The sequence below is a fragment of the Arthrobacter sp. B6 genome, assembly GCF_001663775.1.
Lineage (GTDB): Bacteria > Actinomycetota > Actinomycetes > Actinomycetales > Micrococcaceae > Arthrobacter.
In genome coordinates, this window is sequence record NZ_KV467168.1 from 516,091 (window position 1) to 530,054 (window position 13,964).

General features: G+C 63.8%; 13 protein-coding genes and 2 pseudogenes. 6 read left to right on the forward strand and 9 right to left on the reverse strand.

Annotated features, from left to right (window positions below; all coding sequences use genetic code 11):
- Nucleotides 1-464: 464 nt before the first annotated feature.
- Nucleotides 465-569 (forward strand): annotated as a pseudogene (locus tag AU175_RS22705) (hypothetical protein); the annotation flags it as partial.
- Between the two features lie 320 nt (nt 570-889).
- Here AU175_RS22705 and AU175_RS22200 read toward each other — a convergent pair.
- From AU175_RS22200 to AU175_RS02180, 9 genes and pseudogenes are all read right to left on the reverse strand, one after another.
- Nucleotides 890-1,126, reverse strand: coding sequence for a hypothetical protein (locus tag AU175_RS22200; protein WP_231938436.1), 237 nt, complete (start codon nt 1,124-1,126; stop codon nt 890-892).
- A gap of 249 nt (nt 1,127-1,375) precedes the next feature.
- Nucleotides 1,376-1,843 carry an FAS1-like dehydratase domain-containing protein gene (locus AU175_RS02155; protein ID WP_066285461.1) on the reverse strand — a complete coding sequence of 156 codons (468 nt, stop codon included), beginning with the start codon at nt 1,841-1,843 and terminating at the stop codon, nt 1,376-1,378.
- Nucleotides 1,836-2,081, reverse strand: coding sequence for a Zn-ribbon domain-containing OB-fold protein (locus AU175_RS22205; protein ID WP_231938437.1), 246 nt, complete (start codon nt 2,079-2,081; stop codon nt 1,836-1,838). The genes AU175_RS02155 and AU175_RS22205 overlap by 8 nt, the downstream gene beginning before the upstream one ends.
- Before the next feature lie 24 nt (nt 2,082-2,105).
- Nucleotides 2,106-2,261: pseudogene (locus AU175_RS22710) on the reverse strand (zinc ribbon domain-containing protein); the annotation flags it as partial.
- On the reverse strand, nt 2,258-3,412 hold the full coding sequence (locus AU175_RS02160) for a thiolase family protein (RefSeq protein ID WP_066285463.1): 1,155 nt from the start codon (nt 3,410-3,412) through the stop codon (nt 2,258-2,260). The gene AU175_RS02160 and the pseudogene AU175_RS22710, both read right to left, overlap by 4 nt.
- Entirely contained in the window at nt 3,409-3,849 is a 441-nt protein-coding gene (locus AU175_RS02165; RefSeq protein WP_066285465.1) for a MaoC/PaaZ C-terminal domain-containing protein, read from the reverse strand. Before AU175_RS02165 ends, AU175_RS02160 begins: the two co-directional genes overlap by 4 nt.
- Nucleotides 3,846-5,315, reverse strand: a complete 1,470-nt coding sequence (locus AU175_RS02170) for an aldehyde dehydrogenase family protein (RefSeq protein ID WP_066285467.1) — start codon at nt 5,313-5,315, stop codon at nt 3,846-3,848. The genes AU175_RS02165 and AU175_RS02170 overlap by 4 nt, the downstream gene beginning before the upstream one ends.
- A gap of 32 nt (nt 5,316-5,347) precedes the next feature.
- The gene (locus AU175_RS02175; protein WP_066285469.1) at nt 5,348-6,115 is read right to left on the reverse strand and encodes an SDR family NAD(P)-dependent oxidoreductase; all 768 of its coding nucleotides are present in this window, start codon (nt 6,113-6,115) and stop codon (nt 5,348-5,350) included.
- 79 nt (nt 6,116-6,194) lie between these two features.
- Nucleotides 6,195-6,863 carry a TetR/AcrR family transcriptional regulator gene (locus AU175_RS02180; RefSeq protein WP_066285470.1) on the reverse strand — a complete coding sequence of 223 codons (669 nt, stop codon included), beginning with the start codon at nt 6,861-6,863 and terminating at the stop codon, nt 6,195-6,197.
- 133 nt (nt 6,864-6,996) lie between these two features.
- Here AU175_RS02180 and AU175_RS02185 point away from each other — a divergent pair, with 133 nt between their 5' ends.
- From AU175_RS02185 to AU175_RS02205, 5 genes are all read left to right on the forward strand, one after another.
- Entirely contained in the window at nt 6,997-9,321 is a 2,325-nt protein-coding gene (locus AU175_RS02185) for a CaiB/BaiF CoA-transferase family protein (protein ID WP_066285472.1), read from the forward strand.
- 256 nt (nt 9,322-9,577) lie between these two features.
- Nucleotides 9,578-10,825 carry a TRAP transporter substrate-binding protein DctP gene (dctP, locus tag AU175_RS02190; RefSeq protein WP_066285474.1) on the forward strand — a complete coding sequence of 416 codons (1,248 nt, stop codon included), beginning with the start codon at nt 9,578-9,580 and terminating at the stop codon, nt 10,823-10,825.
- Between the two features lie 3 nt (nt 10,826-10,828).
- On the forward strand, nt 10,829-11,386 hold the full coding sequence (locus AU175_RS02195) for a TRAP transporter small permease subunit (protein ID WP_066285476.1): 558 nt from the start codon (nt 10,829-10,831) through the stop codon (nt 11,384-11,386).
- On the forward strand, nt 11,383-12,870 hold the full coding sequence (locus AU175_RS02200; protein ID WP_066285478.1) for a TRAP transporter large permease: 1,488 nt from the start codon (nt 11,383-11,385) through the stop codon (nt 12,868-12,870). The genes AU175_RS02195 and AU175_RS02200 overlap by 4 nt, the downstream gene beginning before the upstream one ends.
- A gap of 24 nt (nt 12,871-12,894) precedes the next feature.
- Nucleotides 12,895-13,590, forward strand: a complete 696-nt coding sequence (locus tag AU175_RS02205) for an acetoacetate decarboxylase family protein (RefSeq protein WP_066285479.1) — start codon at nt 12,895-12,897, stop codon at nt 13,588-13,590.
- Nucleotides 13,591-13,964 lie beyond the last annotated feature (374 nt).

A 13,964-nucleotide genomic window follows, 5' to 3' on the forward strand; every position in this document is an offset into this window, starting at 1 on the left:
CGATTGGAAGGCGACCTCCTTGCGGCGCGTGTGAATCCCACGTTCGGGACAGCGCCCCCACGTTCGGCAAGTCCGCCCCATAGACGCTCTCGCGATCGCACGTTCCGCCCTGCGAGAACCCGATCTGCCCGTCGCCCGTCCTGGTCAACCACCACGAGGACATCGCCGCTGAACGGACCCGCGTGATCAGCCAGCTACGCTGGCACCTGCACGAGCTCGATCCTGCCCGGCCAACTTCGACCAGGGCACGTTCGCACGCATCAAATTCCGCCTGGATGACTTCTCCGGGGTCGTCGCCAACCTCGCTCAACGGCTCCTCACCCATCTGCACCGCCTCACCGAGGAGATCGATGAACTCACAGCCGAACCCAGCCGGCGGACCCCAGTCATCGCTGCGGCACGGATGGCGATCGTCAGCTGTGGGTCCTTGACGGCAGCGAAGAAGATCCTGGGAGAGACCGCCGGTGTGGTCTTCGAACAAGGCCCGGCACCGACTCTCCCGAACCGGGAACAGACAGCTGAACGCTGCGCTGCACGGAATCGTCCTGACTCAGGCCCGCTGCCATCAAGGCGCGCGGGAACTTCTGGCCCGCCTAAAGCAGGCGGGGACGGCAGCATGGAAGCACTGCCTATCCTCAAACGCCGACTATCCGACGTCGTATACCGGGTTCTGAGCGGGGATCACAAGACCTCCGCGGCCAGCACGCTCATCCAGGTGGCTTGACAGAGGGGCCAGAGACAGTCCTCCGGGAGTTACGCGGAGAGGGGTCATCCGCTCCCGGTCACCGTCCCGCAACCAAGTGTTTGCCACTGACGGCAATTGGCGGGGGTTCATTTGGGGCGGACCAAGTATCCATTCCGAGAGGTGCTCCGCCTGCACCGTCCAGTGTTACTCCGGTGATGTCGCGGTTGTCCGGATCGGCCAGGAAAAGGATGGCGCGGGCGACTTCGTCGGTTCAGCAAACCGGCGCATTGGCAGCTGCGCGGCCCGCGTGGCACGATTGGCAGCCGCGTCGGGGCCTGCGTTCTCTGCGAACTGTGCCCACATGGGAGTGTTCACCGGGCCGCGTGCGATCGCGTTGACAAAAATGCCATTGGGGCCGAGCAGCTCAGCGAATGACCACATGATGTGGAGTAAGGTGAGCTTGTTTTCGTTGTAGGACAGATCCCAGATTCAATTGAGCTTCTCAAAGTTCGGGGTGGTGTCGTGGTAGTAGTAGACCACCACCAGTTCGGACACGGGCCCAGTTCTTCTGTTCCACATGGGCCCCGTCGTTTTGCTTCCCGGCCGGGGCGTGGTGAAGCTGATCTGCCGGGCATGGCAGTACCTTTGCGTTGTGGTCCTTACTGCCGGGCGCGGGGTCGCTGCGGGAGCTCATCGTACAACTCGCGAGTAGGTTTCCCGCACGACTACTTCACCACCACGGGAGTAGTCGCGTCGGAAGGTGTAGATCTCGAATGGACCTGAACGGCCGGCCTTCGCCACGGATCCGATGAACGTCTGTGTGACTGTGATTATGTCTCCGGCGACGATGTCACCGAACCAGCGGACCGTCGTCTCGCCCGCCATGACTTTCTTCGCAGCAAGGGGGTCATCGTTCGGGATCCCGCCGTCGCTTAGCTCCCGTCGCGTGAGGATTCGACTCATGGTCAGTCCCAACGAGACGAAGAAGTACGGCGGTGCGACGAGGTCGGAGAAACCCGCGAGTCGCGCCGCGGCGATGTCGTGATGTGTGGCTGCGGTGATGCCGGCAGCGGCGGCGAACCGGCTGATGGCGTCACGGGTGACAAGGACCTCGACATGCCGCGGTTCGAGAAGGTCGTCGCTGCCGTCGTCAAGCAATGATGTTCCAGACGAGCAAAGGGACTCCTTCTGCGGATCGCTCGCGCGTCCCCTGGACGCGCAGGCCTACACGAAGTGATGGCGCTTCGTTCGTCGGTGCGAGCCGACCGAGGAGCCGGATGCGGTGCGGCTCATCAAGCGCGACCACGACGATTGTGTAGGGCACCAGGTGGGCGAACTCGGGAGTGGGAGCCCGGTGCGTCGTCGTCCACGAGTAGATCGTGCCGACTGGGTCCACAGGCGTTGAGACGAACTCCGTGCTTCTACACACGGCGCATGAGGGGCGTGGCGGCCACTGGTGGGTACCACAAGCGACACAACGCGGTACCGCGAGCGGTGCGGCGTCGGAACCGTCGAGGTGTGGCGCGAGTTCCGGCGCGAGGAGCTGCGCCCGGCTCATGTGTTCCTCGGCATTCATTCCACACCCCTTCCGCCGAACAGCGCCATCGAGCCGTCCCCCCAGTCTCCCCAGCCCGTCACTGCGGCGACCCTGGCGTGAGGGACCTGCCGGTCCCCGGCCTCCCCACGCACCTGACGCACAGCCTCGACGACGTGCGAAAGTCCGAGAAGGTGCCCCTCGGAGAGAAGGCCGCCATGGGTGTTCGTCGGAAGACGTCCGCCCAACCGCAGAGCACCGGAAAGCACGAACGCGCCGGCCTCGCCCCGTGGGCAGAAGCCCGCCTCTTCGAGCTGGTGGAGCACCTCGAATGTGAAGCAGTCGTAAATCATAGCGGTGTCGACGTCGGCCGGACCGATTCCCGCCCGCTCGTAGACCGCCGGAGCGGCAGTGGTCAGCCCTATCCGAAACCAGTCCTCGCGGTTGGTGAGATCGTCGGCGCTCTGAGGACGCGCGGAGCTAAAAGCGAGCAGCCGGACGTCGCGCTCCCCCGCCGGATTGGATCGTCGGTCGCGCGATGTCAGGACTACCGCCACCGCGCCATCGGTCTCAAGACAGCAATCGAACAGTCGGTACGGGTCGCTCACCATCGGCGAGGCGTCGTAGTGTTCACGCGTCATAGGCTTGCCGAACATCATCGCGTGCGGGTTCAACTGTGCGTGGGCCCGCATCGTCAGGGCGACCTCGGCGAGGGCGTCCGTACTCGTCCCGTGCAAGGCCATATGTCTCTGCGCGATCATCGCGTACCACTGTGCCGGAGCGACCCATCCATAGGGGCGCTCTAGGAACTCCCGAAACTGTTGGCCGGGCAGATCGGACACACGGCGTCCGATTCGGCTCGCCGACCGCCCGTTGCGGGCGAACACGGCGACCGCGACATCGGCTGCTCCGGCCCGGAGGATCAGCTCTGCGGCGCCGACGGAGTTGAGGCCGCCGTTTCCACCAGGTGGCGGCAGCACGTCAAGGACGTCATCACGCAGACCCAACCCGGCGACGACGTCCTCGGTGAAGAGAGAACCGCCAACGGGCACGACCGCGCCAAGGTCGGCCGGTGACATGCCCGCGTCGGCGAGGGCGAGAAGTGTCGCCTCGCGGGCCAGCGCGGGGACGGACCTCCCGCTCGCGCGCGTGAATGCGCTCGATCCGACGCCCGCGATAGAGATGCTGCTCACGGCGACCCTCCACCGTCGCGGGACGCGCCACGGGGGACGATGGTGGCGGTCCCGGTCGTGGTGACCGTGCCGTCTTCCTTCGCGAGACGAAGCTCGAGGACAATCCCGTTGTCCTCGAGCTCGGAATCGGCGACGGTGAGGTAGGCGCGCAGCAGCTCGCGAGGATAGGCGGGTTTCAGATGTCGCACCGAGGACGACTGGAGCGTCGCTCCGTGCTGAACAGCCCATTCGGATGCGAGTTGGGTGAGCCAGGTCGCCTGCAGGGGGCCGTGCACGGGTACGTTTGCGAGCCCCTCCAAGCGCGCGAACTCCGGGTCGTAGTGAATGCGGTGTGGCAGCGAGCAAGCGGCACTAAACAGGAACAGGTCGATCTCATCGACACGGTGATCTCGCGACGCAACTACTGTGCCGGGCGTGAGGGCGGCGATGCCACTCACGAGGGCGCCATCCCTTGGCGATGCGCGGAGAGGACCTGCACGTTTGTGTACTGCAGCACCCCGTCGATCCCGTTCTCGCTTCCCACACCGGACATCTTGTGGCCGCCGAGCGGGAACCGCGCCGACAGCCGCTGCACTTCATTGATCCAGACGATGCCGGAGTCGATGCGTCGCGCGATGCCTTCGGCGAGTTCGGGGTCCGCGCACCACACCGATCCGCCGAGTCCGTACGGCGACGCGTTGACGCGCTCGATAACCTCGTTCACGTCGGAAAACTTGAGGAACGGAACGATGGGGCCGAACGACTCCTCCGCAACGACTGGGGCGTCGTCCGGCGGGTTGTCGATTATTGACGGGTGGATATAGAACCCCTTACCCTCGGGGATCTCGCCGCGTAGCAGGAACGTGAGTCCGGACTTCTCGACATCGTCGATGATCGCGCGCACACGGGTGTACTGATCGTGGTTCGCGACCGGTCCGAGGTCGACCTCGGGATCGAGCCCGTTGCCCACCCGGATGCTCCTGGCGTACGCGACCACGCGCGCCGCGAACTCGTCGTAGATGCTCTCGTGAATGTAGACGCGCTTGGATGCTAGGCAGTATTGGGCGTTATTCGTAAACGACGTCCAGAATACCTGCCCCGCAACGGTGTCGAGGTCGACGTCGGGCATGACGATTGCCGCGTCGTTGCCGCCCAGCTCGAGCGTGACGCTCGCGAGGGTCGCAGCGGCCGAACGCATCACCGCCGAACCTGTGCTTGTTGACCCGGTGAAGACGATCCGATCAATCCGCGGGTCGCTCGTCAGGAGCGGCCCGAGGTCGTGGTCGCCGGCGACGACGTTGAACACTCCGGCGGGGACCACCCCGTTGATGAGCTCGGCGATACGAAGGTTCGTGACGGGCGTGTACGGCGAGGGCTTGAGCACCACGGTGTTGCCCGTCAGCAGCGCCGGGGCGACCTTCCACATGGCCAAGGTGACCGGGAAGTTCCACGGGGACAGCGCGGCGACGACGCCCATGGGAACGCGCCGGATGCGCACCACTCGCTCGTCGTCCTCCTCGACGACGACATCCCACGGGACGTCGAGCGTAGCCATCTCACTGAACCATAGCGCGGCCCGACCGATCTCGCCACGCGCCTCGGTGATGCGCTTGCCCTGCTCGGAGGTGAGGAGCGTCGCGAGTTCCTCCTGATGTTCGCTGATCAGCTCGCCGATCCTGCGCACTGCGGCGCGCCGCTCGTCGACGGGAGTGTCGCGCCACCCGGGGAACGCGGTCTTCGCGGCATCAATCGCCGCGGAAAGTTGTTCGGGCGACGCGCTGGCGGAGAGGGCGAACACCGTCTCGTCCGCCGGGTTGAGGATCGCCATCGACGGGCGGTCGCCGTCGACGAGCCTGCCACCAATCAGCAGCTGGGGCGTCAGGGGAGAGGTCACCTGGGGGACGGGAAAGGCGGTATAGGTCATGTTCATTCCTGCGATTCGCGAGGGGGTGAAGGTCAGCGAGGTGCCATGCGGATGGCGCCGTCGAGCCTGATGGTTTCCCCGTTGAGCATCGGGTTGGCGATGATGTGCATCACGAGGGCTGCGTATTCGTCGGGCACGCCGAGCCGGGAGGGGTGGGGAACCTGCTCGCCCAAGGCGTCGCGGTATTCCTGGCTGAGGCTGTTCAGGAGCATAGGGGTTTCGAACAGTCCCGGGGCGATCGTCGCGACGCGTACCTTCGCGCGGGCAAACTCGCGGGCGAGCGGGAGGGTCAATCCGGCCACGCCGGCCTTGGAAGCGGCGTAGGCTGCCTGTCCGATCTGACCGTCGAAGGCGGCGACAGAGGCCGTGTTGACGATGACGCCGCGCTCCTCACCCACCTCGTCGGTCGCGACCATCGCGGGAGCGGCGAGACGGATGGCGTTGAACGTGCCGATGAGATTGACGCGAACCACACGCTCGAACTCCTCGAGAGGCATGGGGACACCCTTGCGCAGGATCATCCCCGGGGTGCCGATGCCCGCGCAGTTGACGAGCACGCGCAGTGGACCGAGATCTCTTGCCCGATCGACGGCGGCGCCGACGGACTCCGAGTTCGTGACGTCACCCTCGACGAACGCCACGCGGTCACGGAGTTCGGCTGATACCTGGGCTCCGGCTGCCGGAGACATATCGAGGATGGTCACGAATGCGCCTGCGGCGTGCAGACGGCGGGCGGCACTAAGTCCGAGACCTGAGGCCCCACCTGTGACGAGTGCGCTGGCCCCTGTGAGATCAAGCATCTGAACCCTTCTGAGCTGATCGGGTAAAAAACAGTCGTGATTGACTGTATTGGACCTTAGCGGGGGGCGAGGCGATGCGTCAAGTGAGTGGTCCCGCAGGCGCGGCGGGCTGAGGGGCTGGGGTGCCCGTTGACATCCCGAGCACGCTACGGGCGACGAATTTCCACTCGTCGAGCGGCTGCGGCGACGTCGAAGGTCCCGTGAGCGCGTGCGTCATGGCCGTCCCGCGCATCGACGTCAGAAGGACATCAATCAGAAGACGGAAGTTCGGCAGTTCGGAGAGTTCCGAACCGAAGAACGAGCGGATCGTGTCGTGGATCAGCCTGGCGAGGGCGCGCTCCCGCGGCAGGAGCGCAGCTCGGAGTCGGTCGTCATGCCGTGCGGCCATCCACAGTTCGCTGGATGCCCAGAAGTAGCTCTGCTGATGCGTTTCCCACATCGCGTCGATTGCCGCGTCCAGGCGCTCATGCCGGTCCTCGGGCCACGTCGAACGCTCACGAAGCAGGCCCATACGTGCGGCGGCGAGTTGCTGAACCGCCGCGATCAGAAGCTCATCTCGCGACCGGAAATGATGCAACAGCCTGCCCCGGGTCACTCGGGCCGTCTCCTGGATCCGAGTGGTCGTCGCGCCCGAGTAGCCGTAGGTCGTCAGCACCTCGATTGCTGCCTCAAGGATCCGTGACCTGGTCTGGACACTCCGCTCCTGAACTGCCCGCGAACGTGCCTGCGTTGAATAGGCTGCCTTCATCAATGCGCCTCCCTTGTGTTGAATCGCCCTTTTATGATGTCGGAATTGCGGAGCGGGGCGAAGTCCCCTACCGTCGTAATAACAGTCAACTGTGCCTGTTTAGTATCCCTCACATGCAACGAAGGAGTCGTGCGTGAACCACGATCCCGATGGTGAATCCCACTCCAAGCCCCTCGCCGGACTTAGAATCTTGGATCTTGTCAGCGGCCCGGCGCGATACACAACGCGGTTGCTCGCCGATCTCGGGGCGGATGTCATCGCCGTCGGTGACGATCGCGACGACATCGCGGATGGAGTTCGGCAGCACAACAAGCGCCTAGGCCGGGCGGAGGATCTGACGAGGCTCGCCGCCAACGCGGATGTCGTGATTACCGACCGAAGCGAGGATCGGCTCTGCGCGGACGGCCTCGTAGAGACGACGCTGCGGCGAGCCCGGCCGCAGCTCATCTGGGTCCGCATCAGCGAATTCGGAACGTCCGGTCGGCGGTCGGAATGGTCGGGTTCGCCGGGCGTCCACTTTGCGCAGTCGGGAGCGCTCGCGCGTTCGGGTCTGCCCGAGAAGCGGACGCCTCTCATCCCGCCGGCGTACATCGTTGACGTCACGGTCGCCGTTCACTGCCTCTGGACGGTGCTTCTCGCTCTCGTCGCGACTGCACGCAGCGGCGTTGGGCAGACCATCCAATTTGCGGTCTCCGATGCCATGATCCACGCGCTCGACCCGCCATTTGGGATCAAGGGCAGCGTCCTCGGTGCCCAGAACATGAGCGCGACGATCGGCCGACCCGACGCGGCGGGGCTCTACCCGGTCTTTCGTGTCGCCGACGGCTGGGTACGCTTGTGCATCTTGAGCCCGGGTCAGTGGCGGAGCATGTTCGGATGGCTCGGCGAGCCAGCGGAATTCGCCGACGAGCGCTTCGGCCGCGGAGATGTCCGACTCGCCGCCGCCGCAAGGCTCTATCCGCTCATCGCTGCCCACCTCGCTTCGATGACACGTTCGGAGGCAATCGCCGCGGGTCAGTCGCGCGGGGTGCCCATCGTGGGCGTCGATTCGCTGGCGGCCGCCGCGAGTTCGGAGGCCATGGCCGAGTCGGGCGTCATCCTCACCGTGGTCGACGGGGACGGCCGCTGCCATCGTGAAGTCCAGAGCATGTTCGTGATCGACGGCGAGCGGGTGCGCTCCAGCGAACCGAAGTCCGGCCTGGACTGGCGCTCCGCCGCATCCTTGCTTGACCAACTCGGCCCGTGGTCGCCGGGTTCCTCACCCCTGCAGGGACTCCGGGTGCTAGACCTCGGCGTCATCGTTGCGGGGGCCGAAGCCGGGCGGCTTCTTGCCGATCACGGCGCCGATGTGATCAAGATCGAGAGCCGTGACCACCTCGACGGGTCGCGCCTGGCCACCCTCGCAACGGGGATGTCGGCGAGCTTTGCGCGGGGGCACCGCAACAAGCGGAGCTTGGGTCTGGATCTGCGGAGCGACCACGGAAAGGAGATTTTCCGCCGGCTCGCCGAAGTTTCGGATGTGGTTCTTAGCAACTTCAAACCCGGAACGCTTGAATCCCTCGGAATCGATCACCCCGCGCTCTCCGCTTGCAACGAGGAAATCGTCACCGTGGAGTCGAGTGCGTTCGGGGAATCTCCGGCATTCCGCGGGTTCTTCGGGTACGGACCGCTCGTGCGGGCGGTGTCGGGCTTGACCCATCAATGGCGTTATCCCGACCTCGAGGAGGGTTTCGGCGATGGGCTCACGGTCTTCCCGGATCACCTCGCCGGACGGCTCAGTGCGTCGATCGCCCTCGCCCTCGTGCTGCGCCGGCGTCGCACCGGCCGCGGCGGTGACGCCAAGACCGCGCAGATCGACATCATCATGAACGCGGCAGCCGAGGCGATCGCGGAGCTGGACCGGCCGCAGGGCCTGGGTGATGCACCCCGGGGTGTGTTCGCTGCAGCCGGTGACCCGGATCAGGACCAATGGATCTATCTCGAGGTGGACGGGGATGCGTCCTTCCGCGCGCTGTGCGAATCGATGGCGCGGCCTGATCTCGCCGACGATAGGCGATTCGCCTCAGCTTCTCGACGCGTCGAGCACCGCGCCGAGCTCGAAGAGATCGTGAAAGTCTGGACAGCGGGACTCGTGGCCGAGACGATGGCCGCCGCTCTGCAACGAGCAGGAGTGAAGGCCGCCCCGGTCGTGCATGAGGTGAACCTACCCGACGACCCGGTCCTGGTGGCGCGCTCTGCGTTCACGATGCTCGCCCAGCCGCACTATCCGGAGGGTTTGTGCGTCCACGGTGCCGAGGTGGAATTCACAAATCTAGGCATGCCTCTCCGGCATCCTGCGCCACTCCTGGCTGAGCACACGCGCGAGGTCGTGGCCGATGTTCTCGGGATGGCCGACGATGAGATTGACGCGCTCGTGAAGGACCGCGTCCTGTTCGTCCACGAGGCACCGGAGTCGTAGCGTCATCGCGCAGCCCCAAATTGGAACCTGCGTAGTCGTCTTCGATCAGACAGGGTTCGTTGAACAATGCACTCCAATCGATCGCCTCCACGGAGCGCGGATCGGGCGGCGAGGTCTAACGACGACCACGGTAGCGGACATTGACCTATTGAGCGATAGCTATATATAATTTGTGAATTGCTTTGCGACCGAATCCGATAAATCACCGGGTTAGGATCGGCACTGCTCTAACACTTTTTTCAGACAAGGAAGTCACATGCTCTATGCCTCAACCAACTCATCGCCCGGCATTGGCAAACGCATCATTGCAGCGGCCGTGGTCGCCGCTAGTGCAATCACGCTAGCAGCGTGCACGGGCTCGGGGACTACAAATGCCGACGGCCCCACCCTGAAAGACATGGAGCCGGTCACGCTGACGTACAGCGAAGCCTTCGGGGAAGGTTCGCTGTCGCAGAAGGCGACGGCGAACTTCATGGAGGCCGTCACCGAACGCACGGAGGGCAAGGTCACGTTCGATGTATATCTCTCCGGATCGCTGCACCCCGTGACAGAAGGCCTGGCGGCGGTTCAGTCCGGCCTGACCGACATGACGAACTACATTCCGGGCTACTTCGGCGACTCGCTCCCCGGGGGCCAGTGGGCAAACGCGCTTGCGACTCTGCAGTGGGGCGGCTACCCGCAGGACATGCTCAGCGGAACTGCCGCTAGCCAGGAGTTTACCCTCAGCACGCCGGAGTTAAGCGCCGAACTCGAGAAATGGAACGCCGTTCCCCTCGGTTCCTATACGGGGCCGTCGTTGTTCCTGCTGTGCACGAAGCCGATCGAGACACTGGCGGATGCCCAGGGCGTGCAGACCCGCACCGCGGGCTGGCCGTTCTCAGACGACATCGAGGCGCTGGGCATGACGAACGTATTCACCCCCGACCTCGAAATCTTCGAAGCCCTGCAGCGCGGCGTCATCGACTGCGCGGTCACCGCACCGTCGGTCGCTATGGGTGCCGGCCTATGGGACGTTGCGACTTATGTGCACCCCCTCCCGCTCCCGAATTCGGCGGGTTCCGGCTACATGGTCAGCAAAGATGTTTGGGAAGCGTTCCCTGAGGAGGTCCGGACGATCTTCCGTGAGGAAGCGACCGGTCTGGCGGGAGACTACCTCCGCGGCTACGCGGAGGTGAACGCCCGATGGGCCACCGAGAGCGAGGCGCACGGGGTCACCTGGGTCGACACAAGTGAGCTGCTTCCGACCATCGAAAAAGCTCACCAAGCGCGCATCGAGAACATCGCAGGCCTGGCTCCCGACACAATAAAGGACCCGGAATCAGTGATCGAGAGGTACAAGGCCACGGTAGACGAGTGGGACGCTTACCTCAATGATGACCTGGGGTACGTTCTCAATAAAGAGCCCAACGGCAAGGAACTAAAGCAGGCCTACCTGGACGCCGCCGAATCGTTTTCTTGGGATGACTACCGCGAGCGGCTGGCTGCGGCGGCGGTAGGTGGATAAATAATGACGACCGCGAGCCTGCCCCCCAGCTCATCCCCGGCCTGGATCCGCATCATCGATCGCATCACGGTTGTAGCGGTGGGGGTCGCGGCCGGACTTGTCGCCCTGATGATGGTTCACGTGATCATCGATGTAACCGCCCGCAATCTCCTGAGTGCGCCACTGCCAGGAACCCTGGACGTCGTCGCGTACTTCTGGATGCCCGGGGTGTCCCTTCTGGCGCTTGGATACGCTCAGTTCCGGAACGAGCAGATACGTGTGACCCTTCTGCTCGAGGCGCTGGATAGCGTTTCCAAACGCCGACTGGACGCACTGGTGGAGGTAATCACTTTGCTGATCGTTGCCTGGCTTTCGTTCGTCTCATTCGAGGCGCTGCTTGGCTCGATCGATCACGGGGAGCGGGCGAATGGGACCCGATGGGTGCCGTTCTGGCCGGGCAGGCTCGTAGTCGTTGTTTCCTTCGTCATACTCGCGTTGGCTTCCGTCGCGAACCTATACAAACTTGGCAAGCGCATCGACACGACAGAACAGATTCCCCCTGAGGAGAACGTACTGGTATGAATACCCACACCCAGTTTCTGCCACCGCTGGCGGAGGACGGCACGGTCCGCAAGCGATTTCCTGTATGGTTGACGGTTGCATTCGTGGTCGCTACAGCTGTCGTCGTGGCCGTAATGCTGCTCGGCGAGGCGCCGAAACTTATGATCGGCGTCCTGACTATCGTGCTCTTGCTCTTGCTCTTGGCGCTTACCGTTCCGATCGGCATCGCGATGATCGCAGCGTCCGTCGTCGGGCTTGCTGCGGTGTCGTCGTACAAGACAGCAGGAGCTTCCGCGGGGGAGGTCGCCTTCACTGGAGTCGCTTCGTGGTCGCTCAGCGTCATCCCGCTCTTCATTGTCATGGGCATCGCAATGTGGAAGGGCGGGGTGACCGCCAAAGCGTATACGGCCGCTCGACATTGGCTGGGCTGGCTGCCCGGGGGCTTAGCGTTCGCGACGAACGCCGCCGGGGCCAGTCTCGCCTCGACAAGCGGCAGCACGATGGGCATCACCTTTGCCCTCGGCAAGATGGCTCTTCCCGAGATGCTCGACGCCCGTTACAAACCGACGCTCGCAACGGCTTCGGTCGCGATGGCGGGGACGCTTGGCCAAGTTCTCCCGCCAAGTATCATGCTCGTTATCTACGCGGGCGTCGCCGAGGTTCCGGTGGGCCCGCAATTGTTGGCCGGCCTCATCCCCGGCCTCATGCTCGCGGCCGGGTTCGGACTGGTGATCGTCCTATGGGCAAGCCTGAAGCCATCAGTCGCGCCTCGATCTACTGATCCGTCGGCGACCTGGGGCGTGCGCCTGCGCTCGCTAGTCGGCACCATCCCGCTGGTACTTATCGCGTTCCTCGTGGTTGGTGGCATTTTCGTCGGCGTTTTCACGGCAACTGAGGCTGCGGCATTTGGCGCTGTGTTTGCGCTCATCGTCGGTTGGTTTGGCCTCGCGCGCGGTAACCGCGGCTTCATTTCAACCTTGAAATTCGTCGGAGATATCTTCCGCGAGGCGATCATCTCAATGGCGGGGCTGTTCATCCTCATGATCGGAGCACTGCTGCTCACTCGCGTGATCGCGCTCAGCGGGATTGCCCAGAACCTGACGACTTGGCTCATTAGCCTCGATCTCGACCGGGTCCAGTTCATGCTTGTACTTATCCTGGTCTACATCGTTCTCGGGATGTTCCTCGAATCGCTCCCGATGATCCTTCTGACCGTGCCGCTGCTAATCGCTCCACTGCAGGCAATGGATGTCGACCTGCTGTGGTTCGGAGTGTTCATCGTGATCATGTGCGAGATCGGTATGGTGTTCCCGCCGATCGGGTTGCTTACCTTTGTGGTGCACCGCATCGCGCAAGATCCGAAGGTCAATCGGGGTGTTAAGGTGACGCTCGGTAACGTGTTCCTCGGAATTATGCCCTTCACGGCCATCTCGATCGTGGTGGTGGTGATCCTGATTTTTCTACCGGACATACCGCTCTTCATACCCTCGCTCGCAGCCAAGTAATCACTTCTCGAAAGAAGCAAGCTAATGACTGAACTCATCGGGCACGTCATCGACGATCCTCCCTACCACTACGACAAGGGCGACGAGGTTACTGTCGTGTTTCGCACGGACCGCGCCGTGGTCGCTTCGGTGCTTCCGCCGGTGCTCTCGCTTCCTGAGGGTGAGGCTTATGGTGTGCTGCGTGCGGTTCATCATCGGCGCAGCACGTTCGGCCCCTACGTCGGTGTGTACCTGAGCGTGCGTGCCGAGTTGGAGGGCAAGCCGGTTTTGTACGGGATTACCGGGATGAAGACGACGTTCACAGGCGTCATCGCGGGCCGCGAGATCTGGGGCATGCCGCTCCAGACCGGCGAGGCGCAGATGCAATGGGATGGCGACGTACTCATCCTCACGGCGGGCCGGCACGGGTTCGATTACGTGCGCATGGTCATGCGTCTCGGGGTACGGACCGATCCACCGGCGAGCTTGGGCATGCTTACCTATGCGACGCGACTCAACCCATTCGAACCTGAAGCCCGCTACGGACTGCTGTCGCCCCTAGGACAGGTCTTCGAACCGGCCGAGGTGCAGTTCTGGTCGGCGACTGCGGTATTGAAGCTGCTGGGGGGGGATCCTGGCGACGACTGGTCTTTGCTACCGGTGCTAGAGGTCGTCGATGCCCGATACAACCGGGGCGGCCGGAGTTCTCTGGACCGCGGCTCGCTGATCACCGAATGGTGACCGGTGCCCGCGGACGGCGGTCGACGAATAGTGGTGACAGAGGCCGAGCGCAGACTTGCAGCCTGTCCTACACGCTGCGAATTCTGAAACAGGCTTGCCATGCTTGATAGCAAATGTGTGGGTGCCTAGTGCATTAGATGCTGTAAGCACGGTGAAACGATTACGGTATCAGGGAGACCACCTGCTGGCATATCAGGAGTTGGCCGTGAAGCACGACCGCTACGCAGCCGGTGGGAATACGGTTCCGCCGGATTCTGGTCCTGACGAGCAAGATCGTGTTCAAGGCTGCAGGGCAACCTGTTACGGCGGAGGACCGCAAAAATGCCGGATCCGGTCGGCTCCGGGTCGGTGAGGGCACCACCCTGTCCGAGTGT

What these genes read in the sequence shown, in the direction of transcription:
- AU175_RS22200 (WP_231938436.1), bottom strand. Translation starts at nt 1,126, where the DNA reads ATGTGGTCATTCGCTGAGCTGCTCGGCCCCAATGGCATTTTTGTCAAC.
- AU175_RS02170 (WP_066285467.1), bottom strand. Translation starts at nt 5,315, where the DNA reads ATGACCTATACCGCCTTTCCCGTCCCCCAGGTGACCTCTCCCCTGACG.
- AU175_RS02175 (WP_066285469.1), bottom strand. Translation starts at nt 6,115, where the DNA reads ATGCTTGATCTCACAGGGGCCAGCGCACTCGTCACAGGTGGGGCCTCA.
- AU175_RS02180 (WP_066285470.1), bottom strand. Translation starts at nt 6,863, where the DNA reads ATGAAGGCAGCCTATTCAACGCAGGCACGTTCGCGGGCAGTTCAGGAG.
- dctP (WP_066285474.1), top strand. Translation starts at nt 9,578, where the DNA reads ATGCTCTATGCCTCAACCAACTCATCGCCCGGCATTGGCAAACGCATC.
- AU175_RS02195 (WP_066285476.1), top strand. Translation starts at nt 10,829, where the DNA reads ATGACGACCGCGAGCCTGCCCCCCAGCTCATCCCCGGCCTGGATCCGC.
- AU175_RS02200 (WP_066285478.1), top strand. Translation starts at nt 11,383, where the DNA reads ATGAATACCCACACCCAGTTTCTGCCACCGCTGGCGGAGGACGGCACG.
- AU175_RS02205 (WP_066285479.1), top strand. Translation starts at nt 12,895, where the DNA reads ATGACTGAACTCATCGGGCACGTCATCGACGATCCTCCCTACCACTAC.